Origin of the sequence: Nocardioides sp. SR21, from assembly GCF_022761125.1 — a bacterium.
Taxonomy (GTDB): Bacteria; Actinomycetota; Actinomycetes; order Propionibacteriales; family Nocardioidaceae; genus Nocardioides.
Genome location: NZ_JAKWJR010000009.1, coordinates 195,529 through 219,954, shown reverse-complemented (window position 1 = coordinate 219,954; position 24,426 = coordinate 195,529). Strand labels below are relative to the sequence as shown.

The following is a 24,426-nucleotide window of genomic DNA, read 5'->3' as shown; positions in this document are numbered from 1 at the left end:
TTACAAACTAATTCGTCGACTATGACACACTGTTGAGTTCTCAAGAATCAGACGCACACCGTGCTGGCCCTCTCGGACCCGCTGCGGGGCAACCTGCAGAAACTTACCGGTTTCGCTTCCCCCGGTCAACTTGGCGCTGATCCGGCTTCTTGCTCCGCCGTGACGCGACAAGTTGACCCCCATCCAGAGTGGCCTCTCGGCCGGGAGTGGGAGCCGCTTGCCGCGGCGAGAAGGAACATTACACGTGGTCGGCGGGCACGCCAAACCGGGGTCGATCTGAGCGTGATCTCAGCGCGATCCACGCCTGAGAGGCGCCGCCGGACGGTACGCCGACACCGTCGGATCATCGGTGATCCAGAAGCGCCACGGCCGATCCGGGGCAGCACGAAGACCGACCCGGGGGCCGGTGGAGACATCGGCCGGGGACTCCCCCGGCTCGAGGGTGACCGGCCCGGCGACCAGGTCGGTGCCGTCGTGCCCGAGCTCGATGCCGAGTGCTCGGCAGAGCCGGGCCGGGCCGCGCGCCAGGTCGCGGTCCTTCGCGCCCGGTCGACGTTCTCGGGCGATCTCGATGCCGTCGACCACCTCGCCGGCACGGACCAGGACCGCGCTGGCGGTCCCGACCGGGCCGCAGACGACGTTGCAGCAGACGTGCATCCCGTAGGTGAAGTAGCAGTAGAGGTGGCCCGGCGGTCCGAACATCACCGCGTTGCGGCGGGTCATGCCGCGGAAGGCGTGCGAGCCCGGGTCGTTCGCGCCGTCGTACGCCTCGACCTCCGTGAGGCGTACGGCGACGTCGCCGTGCCGCAGCACGGCGTTGAGCAGACCAGGTGCCGTCTCCAGCACCGGCCCGGAGAGATCAGGTGAGGCGACCACGGAACTCGCGGGCGAGCGCCGTCAGCTCACCGAGCTGCTCGCGCACCCGGACGGGGGCGGTGCCGCCGCGCCCGGTGCGCGAGGCGACCGAGCCCTCGATCGTCAGCACCTCGCGGACGCCGGGCGTCAAGGACGGCGAGATCTCGGCGAACTGCTCGTCGCTGAGGTCGGCGAGCTCGATGCCGAGCTCCTCGCAGCGGCGTACGCACGCACCGGCGACCTCGTGGGCGATGCGGAACGGCACTCCCTCGCGCACCAGCCACTCCGCGATGTCGGTCGCGAGGGAGAAGCCCTGCGGGGCGAGCTCGGTCATCCGCTCGCCGTTGTAGGTGAGCGTCGCGACCATCCCAGTGAACGCCGGGAGCAGCACCTCGAGGGTGTCGACGGAGTCGAAGACCGGCTCCTTGTCCTCCTGGAGGTCGCGGTTGTAGGCGAGCGGCAGCGCCTTGAGCGTGGCGAGCAGACCGGAGAGGTTGCCGAGGAGGCGGCCGGCCTTGCCACGCGCGAGCTCGGCGATGTCGGGGTTCTTCTTCTGCGGCATGATGCTCGACCCCGTCGACCAGGAGTCGTGCAGCGTCACGAAGTCGAACTCGCGGGTCGACCAGAGGATGACCTCCTCGGCGATCCGGCTGACGTCCACCCCGATCTGCGCGGCGACGTAGGCGAACTCGGCGACGAAGTCACGGGAGGCCGTGCCGTCGATGGAGTTCGGCGAGGAGCCGGCGAAGCCCAGCTCGGAGGCGACCAGCACCGGGTCCAGGCCGAGGCTCGAGCCGGCCAGCGCTCCCCCGCCGTACGGCGACTCGGCGGAGGTACGACGACGCCAGTCGGCGAGCCGATCCACGTCGCGGAGCAGGGCCCAGGCGTGGGCGAGCAGGTGGTGGGACAGCAGCACCGGCTGGGCGTGCTGCAGGTGGGTGCGGCCCGGCATGATCACGTCGAGGTGCGCGCCGGCCTGGGTCGAGAGCGCGTCGACGAGGTCGAGCACCTGGCGCGTGATCGTCTCGGCGTGGTCGAGCAGGAACGACCGGAACAGCGTCGCGATCTGGTCGTTGCGGCTGCGACCGGCGCGGAGCCGGCCGCCGATGTCGGCGCCGATCTCCTCGAGCAGCAGCCGCTCGAGCGCGCCGTGCACGTCCTCGTCGGACGGGTCCGGCTGCAGCGTGCCGTCGGACCAGGCCTGGGCCAGCACGTCGAGGCCGCGGTGGATCTCGGCCTCGTGCTCGGGCGTCAGGTAGCCGGCGGCACCCAGGGCCTTGGCGTGGGCGTGCGAGCCGGCGATGTCGTACAGCGCCAGGCGCCAGTCGAAGTGCGTCGAGCGCGAGAGCGCGTCGAGCTCCGGCGACGGGCCGCCCTCGAAGCGTCCGCCCCACAGCTTGCCGGTGTTCGTGCTGCTCATGCACGTACTCGCTTCGCTCCGAGCGCGCACGAGGCTCCGCATGCACTGCCTTGAATGATTCGCTCGCTCATGCTTCTCCCAGGATCCGCCGCACTGCGGCTCTCATCATCGTGGTCAGCTGCTCGTTCGCCGCGGACCCGTCCTCGTCCAGCGCGTCCGGTGTCCACCAGGCCGCCTGGTCGATCGTCCCGCGCTCCAGCGGCTCGAGCCCGTCGAAGTGCAGCCCGGCGGTGTCGTCGAGACGGACGGCGAAGTAGGTCTGGTCCTGCACCAGGTGCCAGAAGCCCCAGTCGAACTCGGCGAGCTCGTGGCCGACCGGCTCGCTCAGCTCGTCGACCGAGATCTCGAGCCCGGTCTCCTCGCGCATCTCCCGCGCCGCGGCGGCCGCGAGCGACTCGTCGTGGTCGGCGGCGCCGCCGATGCTGAACCAGTACGGCGCCTCCGGGCGGACCGGGTCCCAGCCGTGCAGGAGCAGCACCTCTCCCCTGCCGTTGACCGGGAGCACCCGGCCGGTGGTGCGGTGTCGTACGGGACGACTCATCAGTCGGTGCCGAGCTCCATCGCGGCCTGGTCGAGCGCGACCTCGTCGGGCTCCTCGGCGGCCTCCGGGTTGCGCGCGATCCGCTCGGCGCCGCCGGCCTCGAGCGAGCCGTACAGCGTGCCGTTCTCGACGAGGACCTGGCCCTGGTCGAGCGGCTGGGCGGCGTACTGCTCGAGCTTGGCGCGCGAGTCGGCGATGTCGAGGTTGCGCATCGTGAGCTGGCCGATGCGGTCGGTGGGACCGAACGCGGCGTTCTCGGTGCGCTCCATCGAGAGCTTGTCCGGGTGGTACGAGAACGCCGGGCCCTCGGTGCGCAGCACCGTGTAGTCCTCGCCGCGGCGCAGCCGCAGCGTCACCTCGCCGGTCACGAGCGAGGCGATCCAGCGCTGGATCGACTCCCGCAGCATCAGCGCCTGCGGGTCCAGCCAGCGGCCTTCGTAGAGCAGCCGGCCGAGGCGGCGTCCCTCGCCGTGGTAGGTCGCGATCGTGTCCTCGTTGTGGATCGCGTTGAGCAGCCGCTCGTAGGCGATCCAGAGCAGCGCCATGCCCGGCGCCTCGTAGATGCCGCGCGACTTGGCCTCAATGATCCGGTTCTCGATCTGGTCGGACATGCCGAGGCCGTGCCTGCCGCCGACCGCGTTGGCCTCCAGCACGAGTGCGACCGGGTCGTCGTACGACGTGCCGTTGATCGCGACCGGGCGGCCCTGGTCGAAGCGGATCGTGACGTCCTCGGTCTCGATCTGGACCGACGGGTCCCAGAACTTCACGCCCATGATCGGCTCGACGATCTCGAGCGACACGTCGAGGTGCTCGAGGGTCTTGGCCTCGTGGGTGGCACCCCAGATGTTGGCGTCGGTGGAGTACGCCTTCTCCTTGGAGTCGCGGTACGGCAGCTCGCGCTCGGTCAGCCACTGGCTCATCTCGGCGCGACCGCCCAGCTCGGTGACGAAGTCAGCGTCCAGCCAGGGCTTGTAGATCTGCAGCGACGGGTTCGCGAGCAGGCCGTAGCGGTAGAACCGCTCGATGTCGTTGCCCTTGAACGTCGAGCCGTCGCCCCAGATGTCGACGTCGTCCTCGTGCATCGCACGGACCAGCATGGTGCCGGTGACGGCGCGGCCGAGCGGCGTGGTGTTGAAGTACGCACGGCCGCCGGAGCGGATGTGGAACGCCCCGCACGCGAGCGCGGCCAGGCCCTCCTCGACGAGCTGGCGACGGCAGTCGACGGCGCGGGCGAGCTCGGCGCCGTACTGGTACGCGCGTCCGGGCACACCGCTGATGTCCGGCTCGTCGTACTGGCCGATGTCGGCGGTGTAGGTGCACGGGATCGCGCCCTTCGCGCGCATCCAGGCCACCGCGACCGACGTGTCCAAGCCTCCCGAGAACGCGATGCCGACACGCTTGCCGACGGGGAGGGACGTCAGGACCTTGCTCACTGTTGTCTTCCTTCTGCTACTGGTGGCTGGAGGCGAGGCTGAGGAACCGCTGCGCGAGGTCCGCACCGCCCGCGGGGTCGCGCGAGATGACGAGGACCGTGTCGTCGCCGGCGATCGAGCCCAGGATCTCGGGGATCTCGGCCTTGTCGATGGCGGAGCCCAGGAAGTTCGCGGCACCCGGCGGGGTCCGCAGCACGACCAGGTTGGCGCTGGCGTCGGCCCCGACGAGGAGCTCGCTGCACAGACGGGCCAGACGCGTCGCGGCGGCCGCGGTCTCCACGGGAGCGGTCGGACGCCGGTCGCCGCCCTCGCTGGGGACGGCGTACACGAGCGACCCGGACGGCGCGCGGACCTTGATCGCGTCGAGCTCGACGAGGTCGCGCGACAGCGTCGCCTGGGTGACGTGCACGCCGCGCTCCGCGAGCCGGCCGGCGAGCTCGGCCTGCGAGCGCACCTCACCGTGCGTGACCAGCTCGATGATCAGGTGGTGTCGCGAGCTCTTGGTCGTCGGACGCAGCGTGGAGTCGTTCACGAGGTGGCCTCCTCCATGAGGAACGTCAGGATCGCCTTCTGGGCGTGCCGGCGGTTCTCGGCCTCGTCCCAGACGACGCTCTGCGGTCCGTCGAGGACCTCGGCGTCGATCTCCTTGCCGCGGTACGCCGGCAGGCAGTGCATGGCGATGGCGTCGGGCTTCGCGCGGTCGAACAGCTCGGTCGTCAGGGAGTACGGCGCGAAGACAGCGGCGCGGGCCTCGGCCTCCTCCTCCTTGCCCATCGAGATCCAGGTGTCGGTGACGACGACGTCGGCCCCGGTCACGGCCGCGATCGCGTCGGTGCCGGTGGTGGCGGAGCCGCCGGTGGTCGCCGCGATCTTCGCGGCCCGCTCGACGATCTCGGCGTCGGGCAGGTACCCCTCGGGCGAGGCGATCCGCACGTGCATGCCCGCGGTGGCCCCGGCCAGCAGCCAGGAGTTGCCCATGTTCGAGGCGCCGTCGCCGACGAACGCCACCGTCAGCCCGGCGAGCTGCTGCTTGTGCTCGCGAACCGTCAGCAGGTCGGCGAGCAGCTGGCACGGGTGGAACTCGTCGGTCAGCGCGTTGACGACCGGGACACCGGCGTACCGGGCCATCTCCTCGAGACGCGTCTGCGCGAAGGTGCGCCACACGATCACCGAGGCCTGGCGGCCGAGCACCTGCGCGACGTCGGAGACCGACTCTCGCACGCCGATGCCGGCGAGCGCGCCGTCGACGAGCATCGGGTAGCCACCCAGCTCGGCGATGCCGGCCGCGAAGGAGGCCTGCGTGCGCAGCGTCTGCTTGTCGAAGATCATCGCGACGGTGCGCGGGCCAGCCAGCGGCTTCGCGTCGTACGGCGCCTGCTTGAGCTCGAACGCGAGGTCGAGGACGCGCGCCTGCTCCTCGGGCGTCAGGTCGTCGTCGGCGAGGAAGTGCCTGATGCCGGGGGCGCTCATGCCTTGGCCTCGTCGAGGATCGCGGGCCAGGCGGCCAGGAACGCGTTCGCGTCGTCCTCGCTGAGGATCAGCGGCGGGGCGAGCCGGATCCGGCGCGGGGTCGCGTTGTTGACGATGAAGCCGGCCCTGCGGGCCGCGAGCAGCACGTCGGCGGACGACTCGCTGACCAGGTCGAGCCCGATCAGGAGGCCCTCACCGCGCACCTCGGTGACCCGCGGGTCGGCGGCAAGGCCGTCGCGGATCTTCTGGCCGAGAACGGTGACGTGCTCCAGCAGGTTGTCGTCCTCGATCGTGCGGATGACGGCGAGGGCTGCGGCGCAGGCGACCGGGTTGCCGCCGAACGTCGTGCCGTGGTTGCCGGGCTGGAGCAGCTCACCCGCGGCACCGATGCCGATGCACGCACCGATCGGGAAGCCGCCACCGAGTCCCTTGGCGACGGTGACGATGTCGGGGCGCACGCCGGACGGCAGGTGCGCGAACCACTCGCCGGTGCGGCCCATGCCCGACTGGATCTCGTCCAGCCAGAGCAACGCGCCGTGCTCGTCGGCGATCGCGCGGGCGGCGGCGAGGTAGCCCTCGGGGGCGACGTTCACGCCGGCCTCGCCCTGGAGCGGCTCGAGCAGGATCGCGGCGGTCTCCCCCGTCACCGCGGCGGCCAGCGCGTCGACGTCGCCGAACGGGACGAACGTGACGTCACCGGGCAGCGGCTCGAAGGGCGCGCGGTACGCCTCCTTGGAGGTCAGCGCGAGCGCGCCCATCGTGCGGCCGTGGAACGAGTCCTGGGCGACGACCACCTGGGTGCGGCCGGTACGACGGGTCAGCTTGAACGCGGCCTCGTTGGCCTCGGTGCCGGAGTTGGTGAAGAACACCTTGCCGCCGCCGACTCCGACGCCGACGAGCTCGAGCAGTTTCTCGGCCAGCTCGACCTGCGGCTCGGACGTGAAGAAGTTCGAGACGTGGCCGAGCGTCTGCAGCTGGGTGGTGACGGCCTCGACGAGCGCCGGGTGGCCGTGGCCGAGCGCGTTGACGGCGATGCCGCCGAGCAGGTCGACGTACTCGTTGCCGTCGGCGTCCCAGACGTGCGCGCCCTCGCCGCGGGTGAGCACGAGCGCCGGCGGCCCGAACGTGTTCATGACCGAGGCGGCGTACCGGTCCTGGTAGCTGGTCACTGGGCGTCCCTCGCCTTCCGGGTCTTGGTCTCGACGCCGGGCAGCACCTGGGTGCCGACGCCCTCACTGGTGAACAGCTCGAGCAGCACCGCGTGCTGCTCGCGGCCGTCGACGACGGTCGCGCGGGGCACTCCGCCGCGGACCGCCTGGAGGCACGCGCCCATCTTCGGGATCATGCCGGACGCGAGCGTCGGGAGGATCTCCTCGAGCGCCTCGGGGCTGATCTCGCCGATGACGTCGTCGGACTGTCCCCAGTCGAGGTACAGGCCCTCGACGTCGGTCAGCACGAGCAGCTTCTCGGCCTCGAGCGCGACGGCCAGGGCGGCGGCCGCGGTGTCGGCGTTGACGTTGTGGACGACACCGGTGACATCGGGCGCGACGCTGGAGACGACCGGGATCCGGCCGGCCTCGATCAGGTCGAGCACCGACTCCGGGCGCACCTGGGTGACCTCGCCGACCAGGCCGAGGTCGATCTCCTCGCCGTCGATGACGGTGCCGGTCGTGGTCGCGGTGAACAGGCCGGCGTCCTCGCCCGAGCAGCCGACCGCGAGCGGGCCGTGCTCGTTGATCAGGCCGACCAGCTCGCGCTGCACCTGCCCGACCAGGACCATCCGGACGACGTCCATCGCCTCGGGCGTGGTGACCCGGAGGCCGCCGCGGAACTCCGACTGGATGCCGAGCCTGTCGAGCATCTGCGAGATCTGCGGGCCGCCGCCGTGGACGACGACCGGCTTGAAGCCGGCGAACCGCAGGAACGCGATGTCCTCGGCGAACGCGCGCTTCAGCGTCTCGTCGGTCATGGCGTTGCCGCCGTACTTCACCACCACGATCTTGCCGTGGTACTGCTTCAGCCACGGCAGCGCGGCGGCAAGCGTGCGGGCCTTGGCCGGGTCCGGCTTGCTGGGGTCGTGGTGCACGTGATCGATGCTCATGAGCTGTACGCGCTGTTCTCGTGGACGTAGGCGTGCGTCAGGTCGTTGGTCCAGATGGTGGCCCGCTCGGAGCCTGCCTTCAGGTCGATGGTCACGCTCACCTCGCGCGGCTTCAGGTCGATCTCCGACGGGTCGGCGTAGGGCGTCGACTGCTTGCAGACCCAGACGCCGTTCATCGCGACGTCGAGGTCGGCGGGGTCGAACTGCGCGCTGGTCGTGCCGACGCTCGCGAGCACCCGGCCCCAGTTGGGGTCGTTGCCGAAGACGGCCGCCTTGAACAGGTTCGAGCGGGCGACGCTGCGGCCGACCTCGACCGCCTCGTCCTCGGTCGCGGCGTTGAGCACGGTGATCGTGATCTCGTGGTCGGCGCCCTCGGCGTCCTTGAGCAGCTGCATCGCGAGGTCGGAGCAGACCTGCGTGAGCGCGGCGGTGAAGTCGTCGAGGCTCGGCGTGATGCCGCTCGCGCCGGACGCCATCAGCGTGACGGTGTCGTTGGTGGACATGCAGCCGTCGGAGTCGAGCCGGTCGAAGCTGACCCGGGTGGCGGCGCGCAGCGCGGTGTCCAGGTCGGCTGCGGGGACGACGGCGTCGGTGGTGATCACGACCAGCATCGTGGCGAGCGCGGGCGCGAGCATGCCGGCGCCCTTGGCCATCCCGCCGATCGTCCAGCCGGCGCCCTCGACGACGACCTGCTTGCTGACCGTGTCGGTGGTCATGATCGCGTGCGCGGCGTCGTCTCCCCCGTCGGTCGACAGGGCGTCGTACGCCGCCTGCGCTCCGGCGAGCACCTGGGAGCGGTCGTTGGTGAGACCGATCAGGCCGGTCGAGCAGACGACCACGTCGATGGCGCCGAACCCGAGCTTGTCCGCGACGGTCTCCGCGACCGCGTGCGTGGTCTGGAAGCCCTCCGGGCCGGTGTAGCAGTTGGCGCCACCGGAGTTCAGGAACACCGCGCGGACGGTGCCGTCCTTGACGGCCTCCTGGCTCCAGAGGACCGGGTTGGCCTTGCAGCGGTTGGCCGTGAAGACGCTGGCGGAGTCGAACGTCGGTCCGTCGTTGACGACGAGCGCGACGTCCTTGGCGCCGGTGGACTTGAGGCCGGCGGCGACGCCGGCGGCCCGGAAGCCCTTCGGGATGGTGATGCTCATGGGGCTACTCCTACGGTCGAGAGGCCCAGCCCTTCATCGAGGCCGAGCGCGAGGTTCATGCACTGGACGGCAGCGCCGGCGGTGCCCTTGGACAAGTTGTCCACGGCACCGACGGCGATCATTCGTCGTGCGGCCTCGTCGACCGTCACCTGCAGGTGAACGGCGTTGGATCCGGTGACCGACTTCGTCTGCGGCCACTGCCCCTGCGGGAGCAGGTGGACGAACGGCTCGTCGGCGTACGCCTTCGCGTAGACCGCGTAGACGTCCTCGGCTGTCGCGTCGGTGGTCAGCTTCGCCGAGCAGGTGGCGAGGATGCCGCGCGGCATCGGCACCAGCAGCGGCGTGAAGCTCACGCTGACGGTGCCCTGGGTGAGCTTCGAGAGGTTCTGGATGATCTCGGGGGTGTGCCGGTGCACGCCGCCGACGCCGTACGCGCTGGCGTTGCCCATGATCTCGCTGCCGAGCAGGTGCGGCTTCGCGGCCTTGCCGGCGCCGCTGGTGCCGGAGGCGGCGACCACGGTGACGTCGGGCTCGACGATGCCGGCGGCGATGGCCGGGGCCAGGCTCAGCGTCGACACCGTCGGGTAGCAGCCGGGTACGGCGATCCGGGTCGCCCCGGTGAGCTGGGCGCGCTGGCCGGGCAGCTCGGGCAGGCCGTAGGGCCAGGTACCGGCGTGGTTGCCGCCGTAGAACTTGTCCCAGGCGGCGGGGTCGGCGAGCCGGAAGTCCGCGCCGCAGTCGATGACGACCGTCGTCGGGTCGGCCGCGCCGAGCAGCTCGGCGATGTCGCCGGACTGGCCGTGCGGGAGCGCCAGGAAGACCACGTCGTGGCCGCGCAGGGTGTCGAGGCTGGTCTCGACGAGCACCCGGTCGGCGAGCGGCACGAGGTGCGGTTGCAGCGCCCCGAGCGGCTGGCCGGCGTTCGACGCGCCGGTGAGCGCGCCGATCTCGACCTCGGGGTGGGCGAGCAGCAGGCGCAGGAGCTCACCGCCGGCGTACCCGCTGGCTCCGGCGACCGCGATCCTGATCGACATGCGCATGACTATACACACCATCGTATGGTCATGAATTGCGAATGCGGCGTGTCGGTCGTCGCACCTAGGTTCGACGTCATGGCCAGACTCTCGTACGAAGACTACCTCCGGCACCTCCGCTCCGACTCCGCTCGACTCCGCGAGGTCCTGACCACCTGCGACCCGGAGGCGCGCGTACCCGGCTGCCCCGACTGGTCGGCCGCCGACCTGCTCGGCCACCACGCCGGCGTGCTGATGTTCTGGTCGACGATCGTCGAGCAGCGCCCCGAGAGGTCGGGCGAGGACTGGACCGAGCCCGAGCTGCCGACGGCGTACGACGAGCTGTTGGCGCTGCACGCGGAGCAGGACGCGCGGCTCGGCGCGGCGCTTGCCGCCGCCGACCCGGCCGAGGCGGCGTGGACCTGGTCGGCCGAGCAGACCGTCGGCTTCACGTTCCGCCGGCAGGCGCACGAGGCGCTGATCCACCGCCTCGACGCGGAACAGACCACGGGGCAGGTCACTCCCCTGGACCCGGAGCTCGCTGCGGACGGCGTCGACGAGGCGCTGGACATCATGTTCGGCGGCACGCCGGCATGGGGCAGCTTCGCCGGGAACGGCGGCACCGTGCGTGTCGACATCATCGACCGGGACGAGTCGGTGTGGGTGGAGACCGGGCGGTTCACGGGCACCGATCCCGACGGCGGCACGAGCTACGACGAGGACGACATCGCGAAGGTCGAGCCGCGCGAGGACGAGCCCGACGTCGTGGTCAGCGGCACCGCGGCCGACCTCGACGCCTGGCTGTGGCGGCGTGGGGACGAAGCCGCGGTCACGGTCGTCGGCGACGCCGGCGTACGCGACCACTTCCGGGGGTGCGTGAACCAGGCGATCAACTGACCCATGGTCGTCCGCCGACCGGCCTGACAGAGTGGGAGGCACCTTTCGGGAGGTGACGATGACTCGATCTCGTGTGTCGTTCTGGACGGCGGCAGCGGTTCTCGCTGTCGGCCTGGCCGTGCCGCCGGCGGGTCCCGCGACGTCGGGCGTGCCGACCACGGCGGCCGCGGCAGGACGCCCCAACATCGTGCTGATCACCACCGACGACCAATCGACCTCGGACCTGAGGTGGATGCCACAGACCCGCCACCTCCTGGGCGACAGCGGCGTTCGGTTCTCGAACTTCATCTCGCCGAACCCGCTCTGCTGCCCGGCGCGGGCGTCGATCCTGACCGGGCAGTACAGCCAGAACAACCACGTGCGGGACAACAGCGGGCCCTTCGGCGGCTACGGCGCACTCGACAACACCCGGACCGTGGCGACATGGCTCCACGACAGCGGCTACCACACGGGTTTCATCGGGAAGTACCTCAACCTGTACCGCGGCGACCCGCCGACGCAACCGGGCTGGGACGTCTTCAACGCCATCGTCGCCGGGATCTACCGCTACTTCGACTTCCAGATGACCGGGAGGGGCGCTCCGGTCACCGTCGAGGGCGTCCACAGCAACGACACCATCGCGGCGCTCACCAGGGAGCTGATCGAGGAGTTCAGCACCGACTCGTCGCCGTTCTTCATCTGGGCGTCGTACGTCGCGCCGCACGGCACGTGTCGCACGGCGACCGAGGGCGGCGGCTGCACGCACCGCCCCCGTCCGGCGGTCCGCCACGAGACGATCCTCGCGGACGAGATCGCTCCTCAGCTCTCGAAGCCGTCGTTCAACGAGGACGTGAGTGACAAGCCGGGGATGCTCAGCAGCCGCCCGGAGGTCGACCCGGCCGACGTCCAGGCGATCTTCACCGAGCGCATCCGTTCGCTGGCGTCGGTCGACGACGCGGTCGCGGACACGGTCGCCGCGCTCGAGGAGGCAGGCGAGATCGACGACACGGTGGTCGTGTTCACCAGCGACAACGGCTACCTGCTCGGCGAGCACCGCCACATCGGGAAGGTCGTGCCCTACCAGGAGTCGGTCTCGATCCCGCTGCTGATCCGGGGTCCAGGTATCCCTGCCGGACAGGTGCGCCGCCAGGCGACGTCCCTGATCGACCTCGCGCCGACGTTCGCAGCGCTCGCCGGCGCCGACCCGGACCTGGTGGTCGACGGGCGCGATCTCATGCCCTTCGCGACCGAGAACCGCGAGCTGCGCCGCGCCACCCAGCTGATCCAGACCGCGCGGCACGGGCACGCCGTGACGTATGTCGGCGTACGGACCGGTCGCTACACCTACGTGCGCTGGAGGTCCGGCTTCATCGAGCTCTACGACCGACGTCTGGACCCGGGCGAGCTGCACAATCGGGCCGGGACGGCGCGGTACCGCCCGGTCGAGGCCGCCCTCGCGGGGAGGCTGCGTGCGCTGCGGAACTGCAGCGGCCCGGAGTGCCGGACGCCCTTCCCCGTGCTGCCAGCGCCGAGGACGCCACCGGGTGCGTGAAACCGGGGTGAAGGCGGGCTGAAACCGGGGCGGGTCAACCTGCTCCCATGACACGACTCCCTGACACCGACCTGGCCGTCGCCGCCGCCGGCCTGGTCAAGACGTTCGGCGAGCACCGCGCGGTCGACCAGGTCGACCTCGAGGTCCGCCGCGGCGAGGTCTTCGGCGTGCTCGGCCCGAACGGCGCCGGCAAGACCACCACCCTCAAGATGCTCGCCACCCTGTTGCCGATGGATGGCGGCGAGGCCCGCATCTTCGGCGTCGACGTACGCCGCGAGCCGCACATGATCCGCCAGCTCGTCGGCGTGACCGGGCAGTACGCCTCCGTCGACGAGAACCTCACCGGCTTCGAGAACCTCTGGCTGTTCGGGCGCCTGCAGGGCCTGTCCTCCGCGAGGTCGAGGGCGACCGCCTCCGACCTGCTCGAGCGGTTCGGCCTGACCGAGGCGCGCGACAAGCAGATCAAGGCGTTCTCCGGCGGCATGCGGCGCCGGCTCGACCTCGCGGCCAGCCTGATCTCGCAGCCACCGCTGATCTTCCTCGACGAGCCGACGACGGGTCTCGACCCGCGCACCCGGGGCCAGATGTGGGACACGATCCGGGAGCTCATCCGGGGCGGGAGCACCGTGCTGCTCACGACCCAGTACCTCGACGAGGCCGACCAGCTGGCCGGCCGGATCGCGGTGATCGACCGCGGCCGCAAGGTCGCCGAGGGCACACCCGACGAGCTCAAGACCTCCGTGGGCAGCTCGACGCTGCAGCTGCGGATGTCCGAGGCCGCCGACACCGCCGACGCGGCCTCCGTCGTACGACGCGTCCTCGGCGAGGAGCCGGTGCTGACGCCGGAGGCCGGCGGCATGAACGCCGCGCTCGCCGACGCCAACCGGGCCGCCGACGTCCTGATCGCACTGCGCCAGTCCGGGCTGTCGATCGCGAGCGCGACGGTCCAGAAGCCCACCCTCGACGAGGTGTTCATGGCCATCACCGGCCACGCCGCCGAGGACGAGACCGACCCCCAGATGGAGGTGGCCCGATGAGCACCACCCTGCTCCCCGATCACGAGACGGCCGAGGTGCTCGACCGCACCATCGTCGCCCGCCCGTCGCTGCGCGACACGATCGACCAGAGCCTCGCGATGGCGTGGCGCGCGCTGAAGAAGATGCGCCGCAACCCCGAGCAGTGGTTCGACGTCACGCTGCAGCCGCTGCTGTTCACCGCGATGTTCGCCTACATCTTCGGCGGCGCGATCTCCGGCAGCGTCGAGGACTACCTGCCGATCGTGATCACCGGCATCCTCGCCCAGACCGCACTGACGGCCTGCATGGCGACCGGCATCCAACTGCGCGAGGACATGGACAAGGGCGTCTTCGATCGCTTCAAGTCGCTGCCGATCGCACGGATCGCTCCGCTGGTCGGACCGGCGTTGGCGGACCTCATCCGCTACGGCACCGCCGCGACGCTGACCATCCTCACCGGCGTGCTGATGGGCTACCGGCCCGGCGGCGGCGTACCCGGTGTACTCGCGGGGTGGGTGCTGACGGTCGTCGCCGGCTGGTCGCTGGCGTGGATCTTCACGTACTTCGGCACCCGAGCGCGCAGCGCGCAGGCCGTGCAGGGGATCTCGATGATGGTGATGTTCCCGCTGACGTTCCTGTCGAACGCGTTCGTCCCGGCGGAGACGCTGCCGAGCTGGCTCGAGGCGTTCGTGAACGTCAACCCCGTGTCGCTGGTGATCTCGGCCCTCCGCGACCTGATGAACGAGGGCGCGGTCACCGCGAACGTCGGCTGGGCGCTGCTCGGCTGCGGGATCGTGGTCGCGATCTTCCTGCCGCTCGCGGTGCGCAGCTACAAGAAGAAGGTCTGAGCCGGAGGGACGGTCCCTGACGATCGGGCCCGTGCCACCACCGAAACGGGACCCATCCGTCAGGGACTGTCCGTGATCCTCAACCGAGCTCCGCCAGCAGGTCGCCGACCTCCTGGCGGAGCTCGGGCGCGTTGCGTTCCCCGAGGGTTGCGCGGAACCGCGCCTCCTCGCCCGGCATCACCGCCTCGGCCAGGGCCAGCGCGGGCGCCCAGGCCAGGCTCGGGAGCTGCCGGTTGTAGCCGAACCGGTCGGCGTAGACGAGCAGGTGTACGGCGCGCTCGGCGCGTACAGGCGTCGGGTCGTCGGCGAGCTCCCACCGAGCGAGTGCGAACAGGATCGAGCCGAAGACCGGGTAGTCGAGGAAGCCGATGGCGCCGGCCAGGATGTTCGGCGCCTTCACCAGGAGGTCGCGGCGCAGGTCCTCGACCTCGGCCTGACGACCGTGGGCCAGGTGTGCCGCAACGGCGGCCGACTCCGCGTACAGCGTCCACGGCTCGAAGCCGCGCATCATGTCGAGAGCCGGGAAGCCCCGCTCGGACAGCGTGACCACCGCCTGCCGGTAGGCCCGCAGGCCCCGGTCGACCCGACCCGAGGCGAGGTCGAGCTCGGCGCGCCCGCAGAGCAGGATGATGGCGGCCCCGAAGACACCGGTGCCCGCGTCCTCGGCCTCGATCTCCTCGAAGATCCGCTCTGCCTCGTCGAGCCGGCCGTCCACCATCGCGCCGACCGCGAGGACCGCCTTGAGCTGCGCGACGTCCTCCCCGGCGCCGAGCGCCCCGAGGACCGGGATCGCGTCGTGGGCGTACCCCATCGCCTCTCCCATGTCGCCCACCTGCATGGTGAGACCGGCGAGCTGGGCGCGGATGAGCGCAGCGCCCCACGGTCCGTCCTCGGGGCGGGTGAGCGACAGGGCGTCGAGCCCGAGCTGCTGCGCGAGTCGCACCGCCCCGAGGTTCTCCTGGATCTGGCTCGACCACTGCAGGGCCAGCTGGGCGACCCGGCGGTCGGGGTCGGCGCAGAGATCCGCGAGAGCGTCGGCGCGATCGTCGCCGAACGCCACGAGGAGGACGCCGGCCGCGATGCCACCGCGGGTGCCGGGATCACCCGGTCCGACCAGCTTCAACTGCTCGTAGGCGCGGCTCGCGGTCGCGTCGGAGAAGATCATCGAGTTGAACGCGATCGCCGTCAGGGTGGTGCGGTACGCGTCCTCGTGCGTCGCGGCGATCGAGGCGCCGACGATGACCTCCTCGACCTCGGGCGAGACGTTGACGACCTTGAGGTGGTTGCCCTCGATCGTCCAGAAGTCCGACAGGCAGGCCATGAGGACCACCACCGCGTCGGGGTCGCGGTCGCGCAGGCAGCGACGGAGCAGGTCGACGAGGTTGCCCTCCTCAGTCCGGATGTCGGCCATCGCCTCGACCTGCTCCGGACCGAAGAGCCGGCCCATGCAGTCCTCTGCGTACCCGAGACCCCAGTTGCGCAGGCGGCCGCTGGTCTCGACGTCGTCGCCCGCGCCGACCAGCTGCATCTGGCCGAACTCACGCACCGTCTCCAGCAGCCGGTAGCGCACCTCGCCCGCACCTTCGACCACCGTCACCAGCGACTGGTCGACGAGATTCGCGAGCGAGCTCAGGGCGTCGCCGTCCACGACCGCCTCGGCACCGCCGAGCGAGAAGCCGTCGCGGAAGATCGAGAGCCGGCGCAGGGCGACGCGCTCCTCGTCGCGCAGCAGGTACCAGCTCCAGTCGATCACCGCCAGCAGCGTCTGGTGCCGCTCGGGGGCGTCGCGGGAGCCGCCACGCAGCAGCGTGAAGCGGTCCCCGATGCGGCGCTCGATCTCGGCGACCGACATGACCCGCACCTTCGCAGCAGCCAGCTCCACCGCCAGCGGCAGCCCGTCGAGCCGGGCGACCAGCGAGCGCACCTCCCCCGCGACGAGGCGTACGCCGGGACGCGCAGCGGTGGCTCGCTCCCCGAACAGCTCCACGGCGTCGTCGAGCCCGAGCTGCGGCAGCTGGTAGACGCGCTCGGCCGCGAGGCCGAGGGGCGCTCGGGTCGTCGTGAGGATCCGGAGCGACGGGGTCCGCTGCACCAGCACGGAGACGAGGTCGGCGACCGCCTCGACCAGGTGCTCGCAGTTGTCGAGGATCAGCAGCGCGGGCGCGCTACCGACCTGGTCGACGATCCGGCCGACCAGGTCGGTACGGCGGGCCGCGGCGGACGTGAGGCGGCCGGCGACCGACTCACGCACGCCGAGCACGTCGCCGACCTCGACCGCGACGCCCTCGGGCGAGGTGACGCCGGCGAGCTCGACGAAGTAGACTGTCGGCTGCTCGGCGAGCCGGCCCATCAGGTGCGCGAGCCGCGTCTTGCCGAGTCCACCCGGCCCGACGATCGACGTCACCCGGGCCGTGCGGATCATCTCCTCGAGCGCGATGACGTCACCTTCGCGGCCGATCAGCCGGGAAGCCTCGTAGAGCAGCCCCTCGCGGACCGGGTGGTCACGGGCCAGCAGCTCGGCGTGCAGCGCCTGGAGCTCGGGGCTCGGGTCGACGCCGAGGCGGTCGGCCAGCCGCTCGCGGTAGGACTCGTAGCGCTCCAGCGCCGCGGGCACGCCGTGCACGCCGGCGACCGAGCGCAGCAGCGCGGCCACCACGTCGTCGTCGGCGTCGGCGCGCTCGAGCAGCGGGAGCGCAGCGGCGTACTCCCCCGCGGCGGCGAGCCGCAGACCCTCGGGCCGCAGCGCCCACGCGTCGACCTCGGCGGTCGCGAGCGCGAGCCGGTAGCCGCGCGCGGTCCGCTCGATCGCGTCCGCGCTGGTGGCCGAGCGGGCGCGGGAGACGACGACCTGCAGCGCCTTCGTGGGGTTGGCCGGGACGTCGTCGCCCCAGACCTCGTCCACCAGCGCGGTCTCGGATAGTCCTCGGGAACCGGCCTCGGCGAGCGCGCGCAGCAAGGCGTGCGTCCGCTCACCCGGGACGGGCGAGCCGTCCCAGGTGACCTCGTCGAGGACCGTCAGCCGCGGTCCGTCAGCTGCGCTGGACGGCACCGGTCCGCTCGGCGGCGAGCGCGACGGCCGCGTCGCGCGCGCCCGCCGTCTCCTCCTCGGTGAGCGTCCGGTCCGGGGCGCGGAATCGCAGTGCGAACGCGAGCGACTTCTTGTCCGCGCCGAGCTGCTCGCTGGTGTAGACGTCGAACAGCCGGATCGACTCCAGCAGGTCGCCGGCACCCTCGCGCAGGGCCGCCTCGACGTCGGCCGCAGTCACGTCGGCGGCCACCACGAGGGCGACGTCCTCCTTGGCCTGCGGGTACGTCGAGAAGTCCGGCCCCGGGGTGACGTCGCGGGTGTGCCGCATCAGGAAGTCGAGGTCGATCTCGACCGCCGCGCTGCGGGCCGGGAGCCCGAACGCCGCGCAGACCTTCGGGTGCAGCTCGCCCGCGTGGCCGAACTCGACACCGGCCAGGCGCACCTGGGCGCAGCGGCCCGGGTGCCACGGGGCGCGGCTCGTGGAGACGACCTCGATCTCGACACCGAGCTCGGTGCCGAGGCGGCGGACCAGCCCGATCGCGTCCGCCCAGCCGGCCTCGCGACCCTCGCCCCACCACCCGGCGCGCTCACGCTCGCCGGCGAGGACGACCGCGAGGTGCAGCGGCTGCTCGGGCAGCGCCTCGAGCAGCTTGGCGAGCTCGTCCTCGCTCGGGCGCCAGTCGACGCCGTAGATCGGCGCGGGCCCCCGGTCGACCGGGAAGGCGACCGTGCCGGTCTCGAACAGCGACACTCCACTCGCGCCGCGACCGAGGTTGCGGGCCGCCGCCTTGAGCAGGCCGGGCAGCAACGTCGTGGTGTACGACGGCTCCTCGCTCGACAGCGGGTTCGCGAGCCGGACCGTCGTCCGCAGCGGGTCGTCGGCCGGCAGGCCGAGCGCGTCGAACGCCGCGTCGCCGACGAACGGGAAGCTGATCACCTCGACGCAGCCGGCGCCGGCCAGGGTCCGGCCGACGCGACGGCGCAGCCGCTGCTCGCGGGTGAGCCCGCGGCCGGCGGCCTCGCGCGGCAGCACCGACGGGACGTTGTCGTACCCGACGATCCGCGCGACCTCCTCGACCAGGTCGAACGGGTCGTTGAGGTCGGGGCGCCACGGCGGCGGGGTCGCGGTCAGCGTGGTGTCCTCCTTCACCAACGCGCAGCCGACGGCCTCGAGGTTCGTGACCGTGGTCGCCGCGTCGATGTCCATGCCGGACACCCGGGCGGGCAGGTCGTAGGAGATCGTGATCTCCGGCCGCTCCGGCGCGGTGCCGACCACCGTGACGCCCGGGTCGGCCGTGCCGCCGCCGTACGTCGTCAGCAGCTCGACGACCCGGTCGGCCGCGGCCGGCGTGATCACCGGGTCGACGCCACGCTCGTTGCGCTTGCCGGCCTCGGAGCTGATCCTGTGGCGCTTGCCGGTCCGGAACATCGAGGTCGCGTCCCAGTGGGCCGCCTCGACCAGCACGTTGGTCGTGGTCTCCGACATCTCGGTGGTCTCGCCGCCCATCACGCCGCCGAGGCCGATGATCCCGGAGTCGTCGGTGACGACCAGGTCCTCGGTCGAGAGCGTGCGCAGCGCGCCGTCCAGCGTCGTGAGGGTCTCGCCCTCCGTCGCCCGGCGGACCCGGATCGGGCCCTGGAGCTTGTCGGCGTCGTAGCCGTGGATCGGCCGGCCGGTCTCGAGCATCACGTAGTTGGTGACGTCGACGGCCAGCGAGATCGGGCGCATCCCGGCCTGCTGGAGGCGCGTGGCCATCCAGTCCGGCGTCGGCGCGGCCGGGTCGAAGCCGGTGACCTTGCGGGCCACGAACATCGGGCAGCCGACCGGGTCGTCGATGACGACGGGGTAGCCGGCGTCGTTCGGCGACGGGACGTCGCGGTCGGCGGGGTCGCGGTACGGCGCGTCGTAGGCCAGGGCCGCCTCACGGGCGATGCCGCGCAGCGACAGCGCGTAGGCACGGTCCGGGTTGATCTCGAACTCGATGACCTCCTCGCGCAGGCCGAGCACGTCGAACGCGTCGGTCCCGGGCGCGCCCGCGTCGGCGGGCAGCACGATGATGCCGTCGTGGTCCTCGCCGAGGCCGAGCTCGCGGGCCGAGCAGATCATCCCGGCCGACAGGTGGCCGTAGGTCTTGCGCGCGGAGATCTGGAAGTTCCCGGGCAGCACGCCGCCGGGCAGGATCACCACGACCAGGTCGCCGGGCGCGAAGTTGTGCGCGCCGCAGACGATGCCCTGGGGCTCGCCGGTGCCGTTGGCGTCGCCGACGTCGACGGTGCACCAGTTGATCGTCTTGCCGTTCTTCTGCGGCTCGGGCTCCATCGTGAGCACCTTGCCGACGACCAGCGGGCCGGTGATGCCGGCGCTGGCGCTCTCGATCGCCTCCAGCTTGAGGCCGAGCGCGGTGAGCCGCGCGGTGAGGTCCTCGGTGGTGACGTCGGCCGGGAGGTCGACGTACTCACGGATCCAGCTGGCAGGCGCCTTCACAGCTCACTCCCGAACGCAGTGGTGAAACGGATGTCGCCCTCGAAGAGCTCGCGCAGGTCCTCGATGCCCTGGCGGAACATCAGGGTGCGGTCGATGCCCATGCCGAACGCGAAGCCGGTGTAGCGCTCCGCGTCCACGCCGCAGGCAGCCAGGACGCGCGGGTTCACGACGCCGCAGCCGCCCCACTCGATCCACCCCTCGCCGCGGCAGGTGCGGCAGGAAGCGCCGTCGAGCGTCCCGGAGCCGCGGCACACGAAGCAGACCAGGTCGACCTCGGCGCTGGGCTCGGTGAACGGGAAGTACGACGGGCGGAACCGGGTGCTGATGCCCTCGCCGAACATCTGCGCGGCGAAGTGGTCGAGCGTGCCCTTGAGGTTCGCCATCGTGATGCCCTCGTCGATGGCCAGGCCCTCGACCTGGTGGAAGACCGGGCTGTGCGTGGCGTCGTACTCGTCGGTGCGGAAGACCCGCCCCGGGCAGACGACGTAGATCGGGGGCTGGCGCGTGAGCATGGTCCGCGCCTGGACCGGCGAGGTGTGCGTGCGAAGCACCAGGTGGTTCTCGGCCGGCTCGGTCCAGAACGTGTCCTGCATCGTGCGGGCCGGGTGGTCCGGGCCCAGGTTGAGCGCGTCGAAGTTGAGCCACTCGGCCTCGATGACCGGGCCCTCGGCGACCTCCCAGCCCATCGCGACGAAGATGTCGGCGATCAGCTCGGAGCCGGTGGTGATCGGGTGCCGGGCGCCGGCGGGCACCCGGTCGGTCGGGAGCGTCACGTCGACGGTCTCCTCGACCAGCATCCGCTCCTCGTGCTCGGCCTCGAGCACCTCCTGCCGCGCGGCCAGGGCCTGGTTGACGGCGCCGCGCGCCTGACCGATCCGCTGGCCGGCCTCCTTGCGGGCCTGGGGCGGCAGCGCGCCGATCTCCCGGTTGGCCAGCGCGAGCGGCGAGCGGTCGCCCGCGTGGTCGATCCGCACCTGCTTGAGGTCGGCGAGGTCTGCGGCTGCGGCGATCGCGGCGACTGCGGCGTCGCGGGCGGCCTCCACCTCTTCCGGCTTCAACGGGGTGACCTCCACGGGGTCGTAGTCGGTGTTGGGTCCTGACACGAGGACGAGTCTAGGAAGCCGGACCGGTGCTACGCGAACCGGTTCACGATCGCGGACCCACGGGCAGGTCGACGGTGATCCGTGCCCCGCCCCCGGGGGCGTCGTCGATCGTCGTGGTGCCGCCGTGCGCCTTCACGAGTCCGTGGACCAGGTAGAGCCCGAGACCGGACCCGCCGCCCGTGCCCGCGGTCCAGAACTTCGTGAACACCCGGCGGCGCAGCTCGGGTGCGATCCCGTCGCCCTCGTCCCGGACGACGAGGCGGACGTCGTCGCCGTGCTGGTCGACGTCCACCCGAACGGTGCCCTCGCCGTGGCGGACCGCGTTCTCCACGAGGTTGGTGACCACCTGGGTGAACTTGTCCGGGTCGACGGTCACCTGCGGCAGCCCGTCGGCCGTCGTCAGCTCGATGGTGCGGCTGGTGCCCGCGGCCACCGAGTCGACCACCCGACCGGTGAGCACCGTGACGTCCGAGGGCCGCGGGTAGAGCTGCAACCGGCCGGTGTCGAGCCGGGCCACGTCGAGGAGCTCGGCGATCAGCCGGCTCAGCCGGTCCGAGTCGACGCTGACGGTGGTCAGCATCAGCTTCTTCTGGTCGTCGCTGAGCTTGTCCCAGCGGTTCAGCAGCGCGTGCACGAACCCCTTCACGCCGGTGAGCGGCGATCGCAGCTCGTGGGCGACCGTCGCCACCAGGTCCGAGCGCTCGCGGTCGAGGCGGGCCCGGCCACGGCCGGAGCGGATGCTGACCGCGACCTGCTCGACCGGCGCGTCGAGGGACGGGCGCAGGATCCGCGCGACCGTCAGCACCTCGGTGCCGTCGGGGAGCAGCCACGCCTGCTCCGGGATCGCGGTCCGCGTCGGCAGGCCCTCGTACGGCGTGTTGGTGGCGACCCACGCACACCCCGCGTGGTCCTGGAGGGCGAGCACCTCGTCGAGCGGCTTCCCGAGGGCGTCATCGGGGGCGCCGAGCAGCCGGGCGGCGACGGTGTTGATCGCCGTGACGCGACCGTCCGGTCCGGCGAGCACGGCGCCGTCGGCCAGGGCGTCGAGGTCGGTGTGGGTCACGTCCGACAGGCTACTGACGCCGCTGCGCACCCGCCGACGCGTAGAGGCACACCGCCGCGGCGGTGGACAGGTTGAGGCTCTCGGCGCGGCCGTAGATCGGGATCCGCACGCGGTGGTCGGCGAGCTCGGCGAGCTCGGTGGGCAGGCCCCACGCCTCGTTGCCGAAGAGCCAGGCCGTGGGTGCGGCGAGCAGGTCGGAGGCGGGGTCGAGCTCGACCTCGCCGGTGCCGTCGGCGGCGAGCACCTGCAGGCCGGCGGCCTGGGCGGCGCGGACCGCGACGACCGGGTCCGGCTCGATCGCGAGCGGGAGGTGGAAGAGGCTGCCGACGCTGGCACGGGCCGTCTTCGGGTTGTACGCGTCGACCGAGTTGCCGGCCAGGATCACGCCGTCGGCGCCGGCAGCGTCGGCACAGCGGATCACGGTGCCGGCGTTCCCGGGATCGCGTACGTCGGCGCAGATGGCCAGCAGTCGCGTCGCGTCGGCGACGTGCTCGACCGGGCGGTCGAGGAAGCGGCAGACCGCGACCACCCCGGCGGGGGTGACGCTGTCGCTGAGCGACGCGAGGGCGCGGTCGTCGACGAGGGTCCAGCGCGGCGCGGCCGCGGCGAGGGCGGCGTACTGCTCGGTGGCGGCGGGGGTGGCGAAGACCTCGACCACGCAGCCCGGCACTGCGAGAGCGCCTTCGACGGCCTTCGGGCCGTCGGCGAGGAAGAGCCGCCGCTCGGAGCGTTCCGAGCGGCGGCTCAGCTTCCTGGTCTCCTTGACGCGGGTGTTGCCCGCCGTCAGCGGGAGGCTCAGGCGGAGACCTTGGGCGCGTTGACGTCCTCGGGCAGTGCGGCCTTGGCGGTCTCGACGAGCGCGTTGAACGCGGCGATGTCGTTGACGGCCAGGTCGGCGAGGATCTTGCGGTCGACCTCGACACCGGCGAGGTTCAGGCCCTGGATGAACCGGTTGTAGGTGATGCCCTGGGCGCGAGCCGCAGCGTTGATCCGCTGGATCCACAGCTTGCGGAAGTTGCCCTTGTTCTTGCGCCGGTCGTTGTAGCTGTAGACCAGCGAGTGGGTGACCTGCTCCTTCGCCTTGCGGTAGAGGCGCGAGCGCTGGCCGCGGTAACCGCTGGCCCGCTCGAGGACGACCCGGCGCTTCTTCTGGGCATTCACTGCCCGCTTGACGCGTGCCACTTTTTACTCCTTGGTGCTTGGTAAGTCTGGGTGCGAGCGCTGGTCAGAGACCGAGCATCTTCTTCGCACGGGGAACGTCGGCCTTGGCAACCTCGACGGTGCCCGTCATGCGACGGGTGACCTTGGAGGGCTTCTTCTCGAGGTTGTGTCGCTTGCCGGCCTTCTCGCGAAGGATCTTGCCGGAACCGGTCACCCGGAAGCGCTTGCTCGCACCGGAGTGCGTCTTGTTCTTCGGCATCTCTGCTCTCTCTTCTCGTCCTGCTGGGGGCTCCGGTGGGCGCGACCTGCTCGCGCCCTCCCGGATCCGTGGTTCGGTCTCAGGCCTCGATCTCGGGATCGAGGTTCTCGGAGCGACGGCGCTCCTTCTTCTGCGCCACCGGCCCGGCGGCGTGGGCGGCGTCGCGCTCAGCCTGCTCGGCGGCCTCGTTGGCGGCCCGCTCGGCGGCGCGCGTCTCCTTCTCCGCCTGGATGTCGACCTTGGCGTCGGCCTTCTTCTTGTGCGGGCCGAGCACCATGATCATGTTGCGGCCGTCCTGCTTCGGCGAGGACTCGACGAAGCCGAGCTCGCTGACGTCCTCGGCCAGCTTCTGCAGCAGCCGGAACCCGAGCTCGGGGCGGTGCTGCTCGCGACCGCGGAACATGATCGTGATCTTGACCTTGTCCCCGGCGCGCAGGAACCGCACGACGTGACCCTTCTTGGTCTCGTAGTCGTGCGCGTCGATCTTGGGACGAAGCTTCATCTCCTTGATGATCACGTTCGTCTGGTTCCGACGGGCCTCGCGAGCCTTCTGGGCGTTCTCGTACTTGAACTTGCCGTAGTCCATGAGCTTGCAGACAGGCGGCTTCCCCATCGGGGCGATCTCGACCAGGTCGAGGTCCGCCTCCTGGGCAAGCTTCAGGGCCTGATCGGTCGGCACGATGCCCACCGTCTCCCCGTTGGGTCCGACGAGTCGGACCTCGGGAACCCGGATCCGATCGTTGATACGCAGCTCGGTGCTGATGTGTCCTCCTGGTGGCAATTCGGCCGGAGGCCAGTCGCGGATCGGCACGCCCGAGAAGGTGGTCCGAAACAACAAAAGGCTTCCGCTAGCTGCAAGCGGAAGCCAGTCCGACGCCCCCCACGCGGGGTTTGCCACCAAGTGCCGGGCCACGGAACGTACGTCGTACGCGCCGAGGGCCGAGGCCTTCGGGACCGGACCCGACGACCTGTTGAGCAGGGCGGTCGATGCGGGTGGGAGGCGATCGTGCGAGCCTCCGCTTGCGGATCTGCCCGTCGTGGGTACGGCGGACAG

The 24,426-nt window shown here is 71.4% G+C and carries 22 protein-coding genes; 4 read left to right on the top strand and 18 right to left on the bottom strand.

What is annotated here, in order from left to right; all coding sequences use genetic code 11:
• Nucleotides 1-288: 288 nt before the first annotated feature.
• From MJ604_RS18150 to argC, 10 genes are all read right to left on the bottom strand, one after another.
• Complete coding sequence (locus MJ604_RS18150) at nt 289-876, bottom strand: DNA-3-methyladenine glycosylase (protein WP_243059988.1); 588 nt, start codon at nt 874-876, stop codon at nt 289-291.
• Nucleotides 860-2,275, bottom strand: coding sequence for an argininosuccinate lyase (gene argH, locus MJ604_RS18145; protein ID WP_243059987.1), 1,416 nt, complete (start codon nt 2,273-2,275; stop codon nt 860-862). The genes MJ604_RS18150 and argH overlap by 17 nt, the downstream gene beginning before the upstream one ends.
• Nucleotides 2,276-2,342: 67 nt before the next feature.
• A complete protein-coding gene (locus MJ604_RS18140; RefSeq protein ID WP_243059986.1) occupies nt 2,343-2,816 on the bottom strand; it encodes an NUDIX hydrolase in 474 nt (157 codons plus the stop codon).
• Nucleotides 2,816-4,249 carry an argininosuccinate synthase gene (argG, locus tag MJ604_RS18135; RefSeq protein WP_243059985.1) on the bottom strand — a complete coding sequence of 478 codons (1,434 nt, stop codon included), beginning with the start codon at nt 4,247-4,249 and terminating at the stop codon, nt 2,816-2,818. Before argG ends, MJ604_RS18140 begins: the two co-directional genes overlap by 1 nt.
• A gap of 16 nt (nt 4,250-4,265) precedes the next feature.
• Nucleotides 4,266-4,781 carry an arginine repressor gene (locus MJ604_RS18130; RefSeq protein ID WP_243059984.1) on the bottom strand — a complete coding sequence of 172 codons (516 nt, stop codon included), beginning with the start codon at nt 4,779-4,781 and terminating at the stop codon, nt 4,266-4,268.
• A complete protein-coding gene (argF, locus tag MJ604_RS18125) occupies nt 4,778-5,719 on the bottom strand; it encodes an ornithine carbamoyltransferase (RefSeq protein WP_243059983.1) in 942 nt (313 codons plus the stop codon). The genes MJ604_RS18130 and argF overlap by 4 nt, the downstream gene beginning before the upstream one ends.
• Nucleotides 5,716-6,888 carry an acetylornithine transaminase gene (locus MJ604_RS18120; RefSeq protein ID WP_243059982.1) on the bottom strand — a complete coding sequence of 391 codons (1,173 nt, stop codon included), beginning with the start codon at nt 6,886-6,888 and terminating at the stop codon, nt 5,716-5,718. The genes argF and MJ604_RS18120 overlap by 4 nt, the downstream gene beginning before the upstream one ends.
• Nucleotides 6,885-7,820 carry an acetylglutamate kinase gene (gene argB, locus MJ604_RS18115; RefSeq protein WP_243059981.1) on the bottom strand — a complete coding sequence of 312 codons (936 nt, stop codon included), beginning with the start codon at nt 7,818-7,820 and terminating at the stop codon, nt 6,885-6,887. Before argB ends, MJ604_RS18120 begins: the two co-directional genes overlap by 4 nt.
• Nucleotides 7,817-8,968 carry a bifunctional glutamate N-acetyltransferase/amino-acid acetyltransferase ArgJ gene (argJ, locus tag MJ604_RS18110; RefSeq protein ID WP_243059980.1) on the bottom strand — a complete coding sequence of 384 codons (1,152 nt, stop codon included), beginning with the start codon at nt 8,966-8,968 and terminating at the stop codon, nt 7,817-7,819. The genes argB and argJ overlap by 4 nt, the downstream gene beginning before the upstream one ends.
• Nucleotides 8,965-10,002, bottom strand: coding sequence for an N-acetyl-gamma-glutamyl-phosphate reductase (gene argC, locus MJ604_RS18105; protein WP_308194155.1), 1,038 nt, complete (start codon nt 10,000-10,002; stop codon nt 8,965-8,967). Before argC ends, argJ begins: the two co-directional genes overlap by 4 nt.
• Nucleotides 10,003-10,080: 78 nt before the next feature.
• Here argC and MJ604_RS18100 point away from each other — a divergent pair, with 78 nt between their 5' ends.
• The 4 genes from MJ604_RS18100 to MJ604_RS18085 are packed head-to-tail and all read left to right on the top strand — an operon-like array spanning nt 10,081 to nt 14,273.
• On the top strand, nt 10,081-10,878 hold the full coding sequence (locus tag MJ604_RS18100; protein ID WP_243059978.1) for a maleylpyruvate isomerase family mycothiol-dependent enzyme: 798 nt from the start codon (nt 10,081-10,083) through the stop codon (nt 10,876-10,878).
• 58 nt (nt 10,879-10,936) lie between these two features.
• A complete protein-coding gene (locus MJ604_RS18095) occupies nt 10,937-12,409 on the top strand; it encodes a sulfatase (RefSeq protein ID WP_243059977.1) in 1,473 nt (490 codons plus the stop codon).
• Between the two features lie 47 nt (nt 12,410-12,456).
• A complete protein-coding gene (locus tag MJ604_RS18090) occupies nt 12,457-13,446 on the top strand; it encodes an ATP-binding cassette domain-containing protein (RefSeq protein WP_243059976.1) in 990 nt (329 codons plus the stop codon).
• Nucleotides 13,443-14,273, top strand: coding sequence for an ABC transporter permease (locus MJ604_RS18085; protein WP_243059975.1), 831 nt, complete (start codon nt 13,443-13,445; stop codon nt 14,271-14,273). Before MJ604_RS18090 ends, MJ604_RS18085 begins: the two co-directional genes overlap by 4 nt.
• Nucleotides 14,274-14,352: 79 nt before the next feature.
• Here MJ604_RS18085 and MJ604_RS18080 read toward each other — a convergent pair whose 3' ends face one another.
• The 8 genes from MJ604_RS18080 to infC form a co-directional block, all read right to left on the bottom strand.
• Nucleotides 14,353-17,322 (bottom strand): AAA family ATPase, encoded by a 2,970-nt coding sequence (locus MJ604_RS18080; protein ID WP_243059974.1) that lies wholly within the window; start codon nt 17,320-17,322, stop codon nt 14,353-14,355.
• On the bottom strand, nt 17,303-19,786 hold the full coding sequence (pheT, locus tag MJ604_RS18075; RefSeq protein ID WP_243059973.1) for a phenylalanine--tRNA ligase subunit beta: 2,484 nt from the start codon (nt 19,784-19,786) through the stop codon (nt 17,303-17,305). The genes MJ604_RS18080 and pheT overlap by 20 nt, the downstream gene beginning before the upstream one ends.
• On the bottom strand, nt 19,783-20,889 hold the full coding sequence (gene pheS / locus MJ604_RS18070; RefSeq protein ID WP_243059972.1) for a phenylalanine--tRNA ligase subunit alpha: 1,107 nt from the start codon (nt 20,887-20,889) through the stop codon (nt 19,783-19,785). The genes pheT and pheS overlap by 4 nt, the downstream gene beginning before the upstream one ends.
• A gap of 43 nt (nt 20,890-20,932) precedes the next feature.
• On the bottom strand, nt 20,933-21,952 hold the full coding sequence (locus MJ604_RS18065) for an ATP-binding protein (RefSeq protein WP_243059971.1): 1,020 nt from the start codon (nt 21,950-21,952) through the stop codon (nt 20,933-20,935).
• Between the two features lie 10 nt (nt 21,953-21,962).
• Nucleotides 21,963-22,751, bottom strand: coding sequence for an RNA methyltransferase (locus MJ604_RS18060; protein WP_243059998.1), 789 nt, complete (start codon nt 22,749-22,751; stop codon nt 21,963-21,965).
• Nucleotides 22,748-23,134 carry a 50S ribosomal protein L20 gene (gene rplT / locus MJ604_RS18055; RefSeq protein ID WP_243059970.1) on the bottom strand — a complete coding sequence of 129 codons (387 nt, stop codon included), beginning with the start codon at nt 23,132-23,134 and terminating at the stop codon, nt 22,748-22,750. Before rplT ends, MJ604_RS18060 begins: the two co-directional genes overlap by 4 nt.
• A gap of 43 nt (nt 23,135-23,177) precedes the next feature.
• Nucleotides 23,178-23,372, bottom strand: coding sequence for a 50S ribosomal protein L35 (rpmI, locus tag MJ604_RS18050; RefSeq protein ID WP_028636711.1), 195 nt, complete (start codon nt 23,370-23,372; stop codon nt 23,178-23,180).
• Between the two features lie 79 nt (nt 23,373-23,451).
• Nucleotides 23,452-24,177, bottom strand: a complete 726-nt coding sequence (gene infC, locus MJ604_RS18045; RefSeq protein WP_243059997.1) for a translation initiation factor IF-3 — start codon at nt 24,175-24,177, stop codon at nt 23,452-23,454.
• Nucleotides 24,178-24,426: the final 249 nt, after the last annotated feature.

What these genes read in the sequence shown, in the direction of transcription:
- argH (WP_243059987.1), bottom strand. Translation starts at nt 2,275, where the DNA reads ATGAGCAGCACGAACACCGGCAAGCTGTGGGGCGGACGCTTCGAGGGC.
- MJ604_RS18140 (WP_243059986.1), bottom strand. Translation starts at nt 2,816, where the DNA reads ATGAGTCGTCCCGTACGACACCGCACCACCGGCCGGGTGCTCCCGGTC.
- argF (WP_243059983.1), bottom strand. Translation starts at nt 5,719, where the DNA reads ATGAGCGCCCCCGGCATCAGGCACTTCCTCGCCGACGACGACCTGACG.
- argB (WP_243059981.1), bottom strand. Translation starts at nt 7,820, where the DNA reads ATGAGCATCGATCACGTGCACCACGACCCCAGCAAGCCGGACCCGGCC.
- argJ (WP_243059980.1), bottom strand. Translation starts at nt 8,968, where the DNA reads ATGAGCATCACCATCCCGAAGGGCTTCCGGGCCGCCGGCGTCGCCGCC.
- argC (WP_308194155.1), bottom strand. Translation starts at nt 10,002, where the DNA reads ATGTCGATCAGGATCGCGGTCGCCGGAGCCAGCGGGTACGCCGGCGGT.
- MJ604_RS18100 (WP_243059978.1), top strand. Translation starts at nt 10,081, where the DNA reads ATGGCCAGACTCTCGTACGAAGACTACCTCCGGCACCTCCGCTCCGAC.
- MJ604_RS18095 (WP_243059977.1), top strand. Translation starts at nt 10,937, where the DNA reads ATGACTCGATCTCGTGTGTCGTTCTGGACGGCGGCAGCGGTTCTCGCT.
- MJ604_RS18090 (WP_243059976.1), top strand. Translation starts at nt 12,457, where the DNA reads ATGACACGACTCCCTGACACCGACCTGGCCGTCGCCGCCGCCGGCCTG.
- MJ604_RS18085 (WP_243059975.1), top strand. Translation starts at nt 13,443, where the DNA reads ATGAGCACCACCCTGCTCCCCGATCACGAGACGGCCGAGGTGCTCGAC.
- rpmI (WP_028636711.1), bottom strand. Translation starts at nt 23,372, where the DNA reads ATGCCGAAGAACAAGACGCACTCCGGTGCGAGCAAGCGCTTCCGGGTG.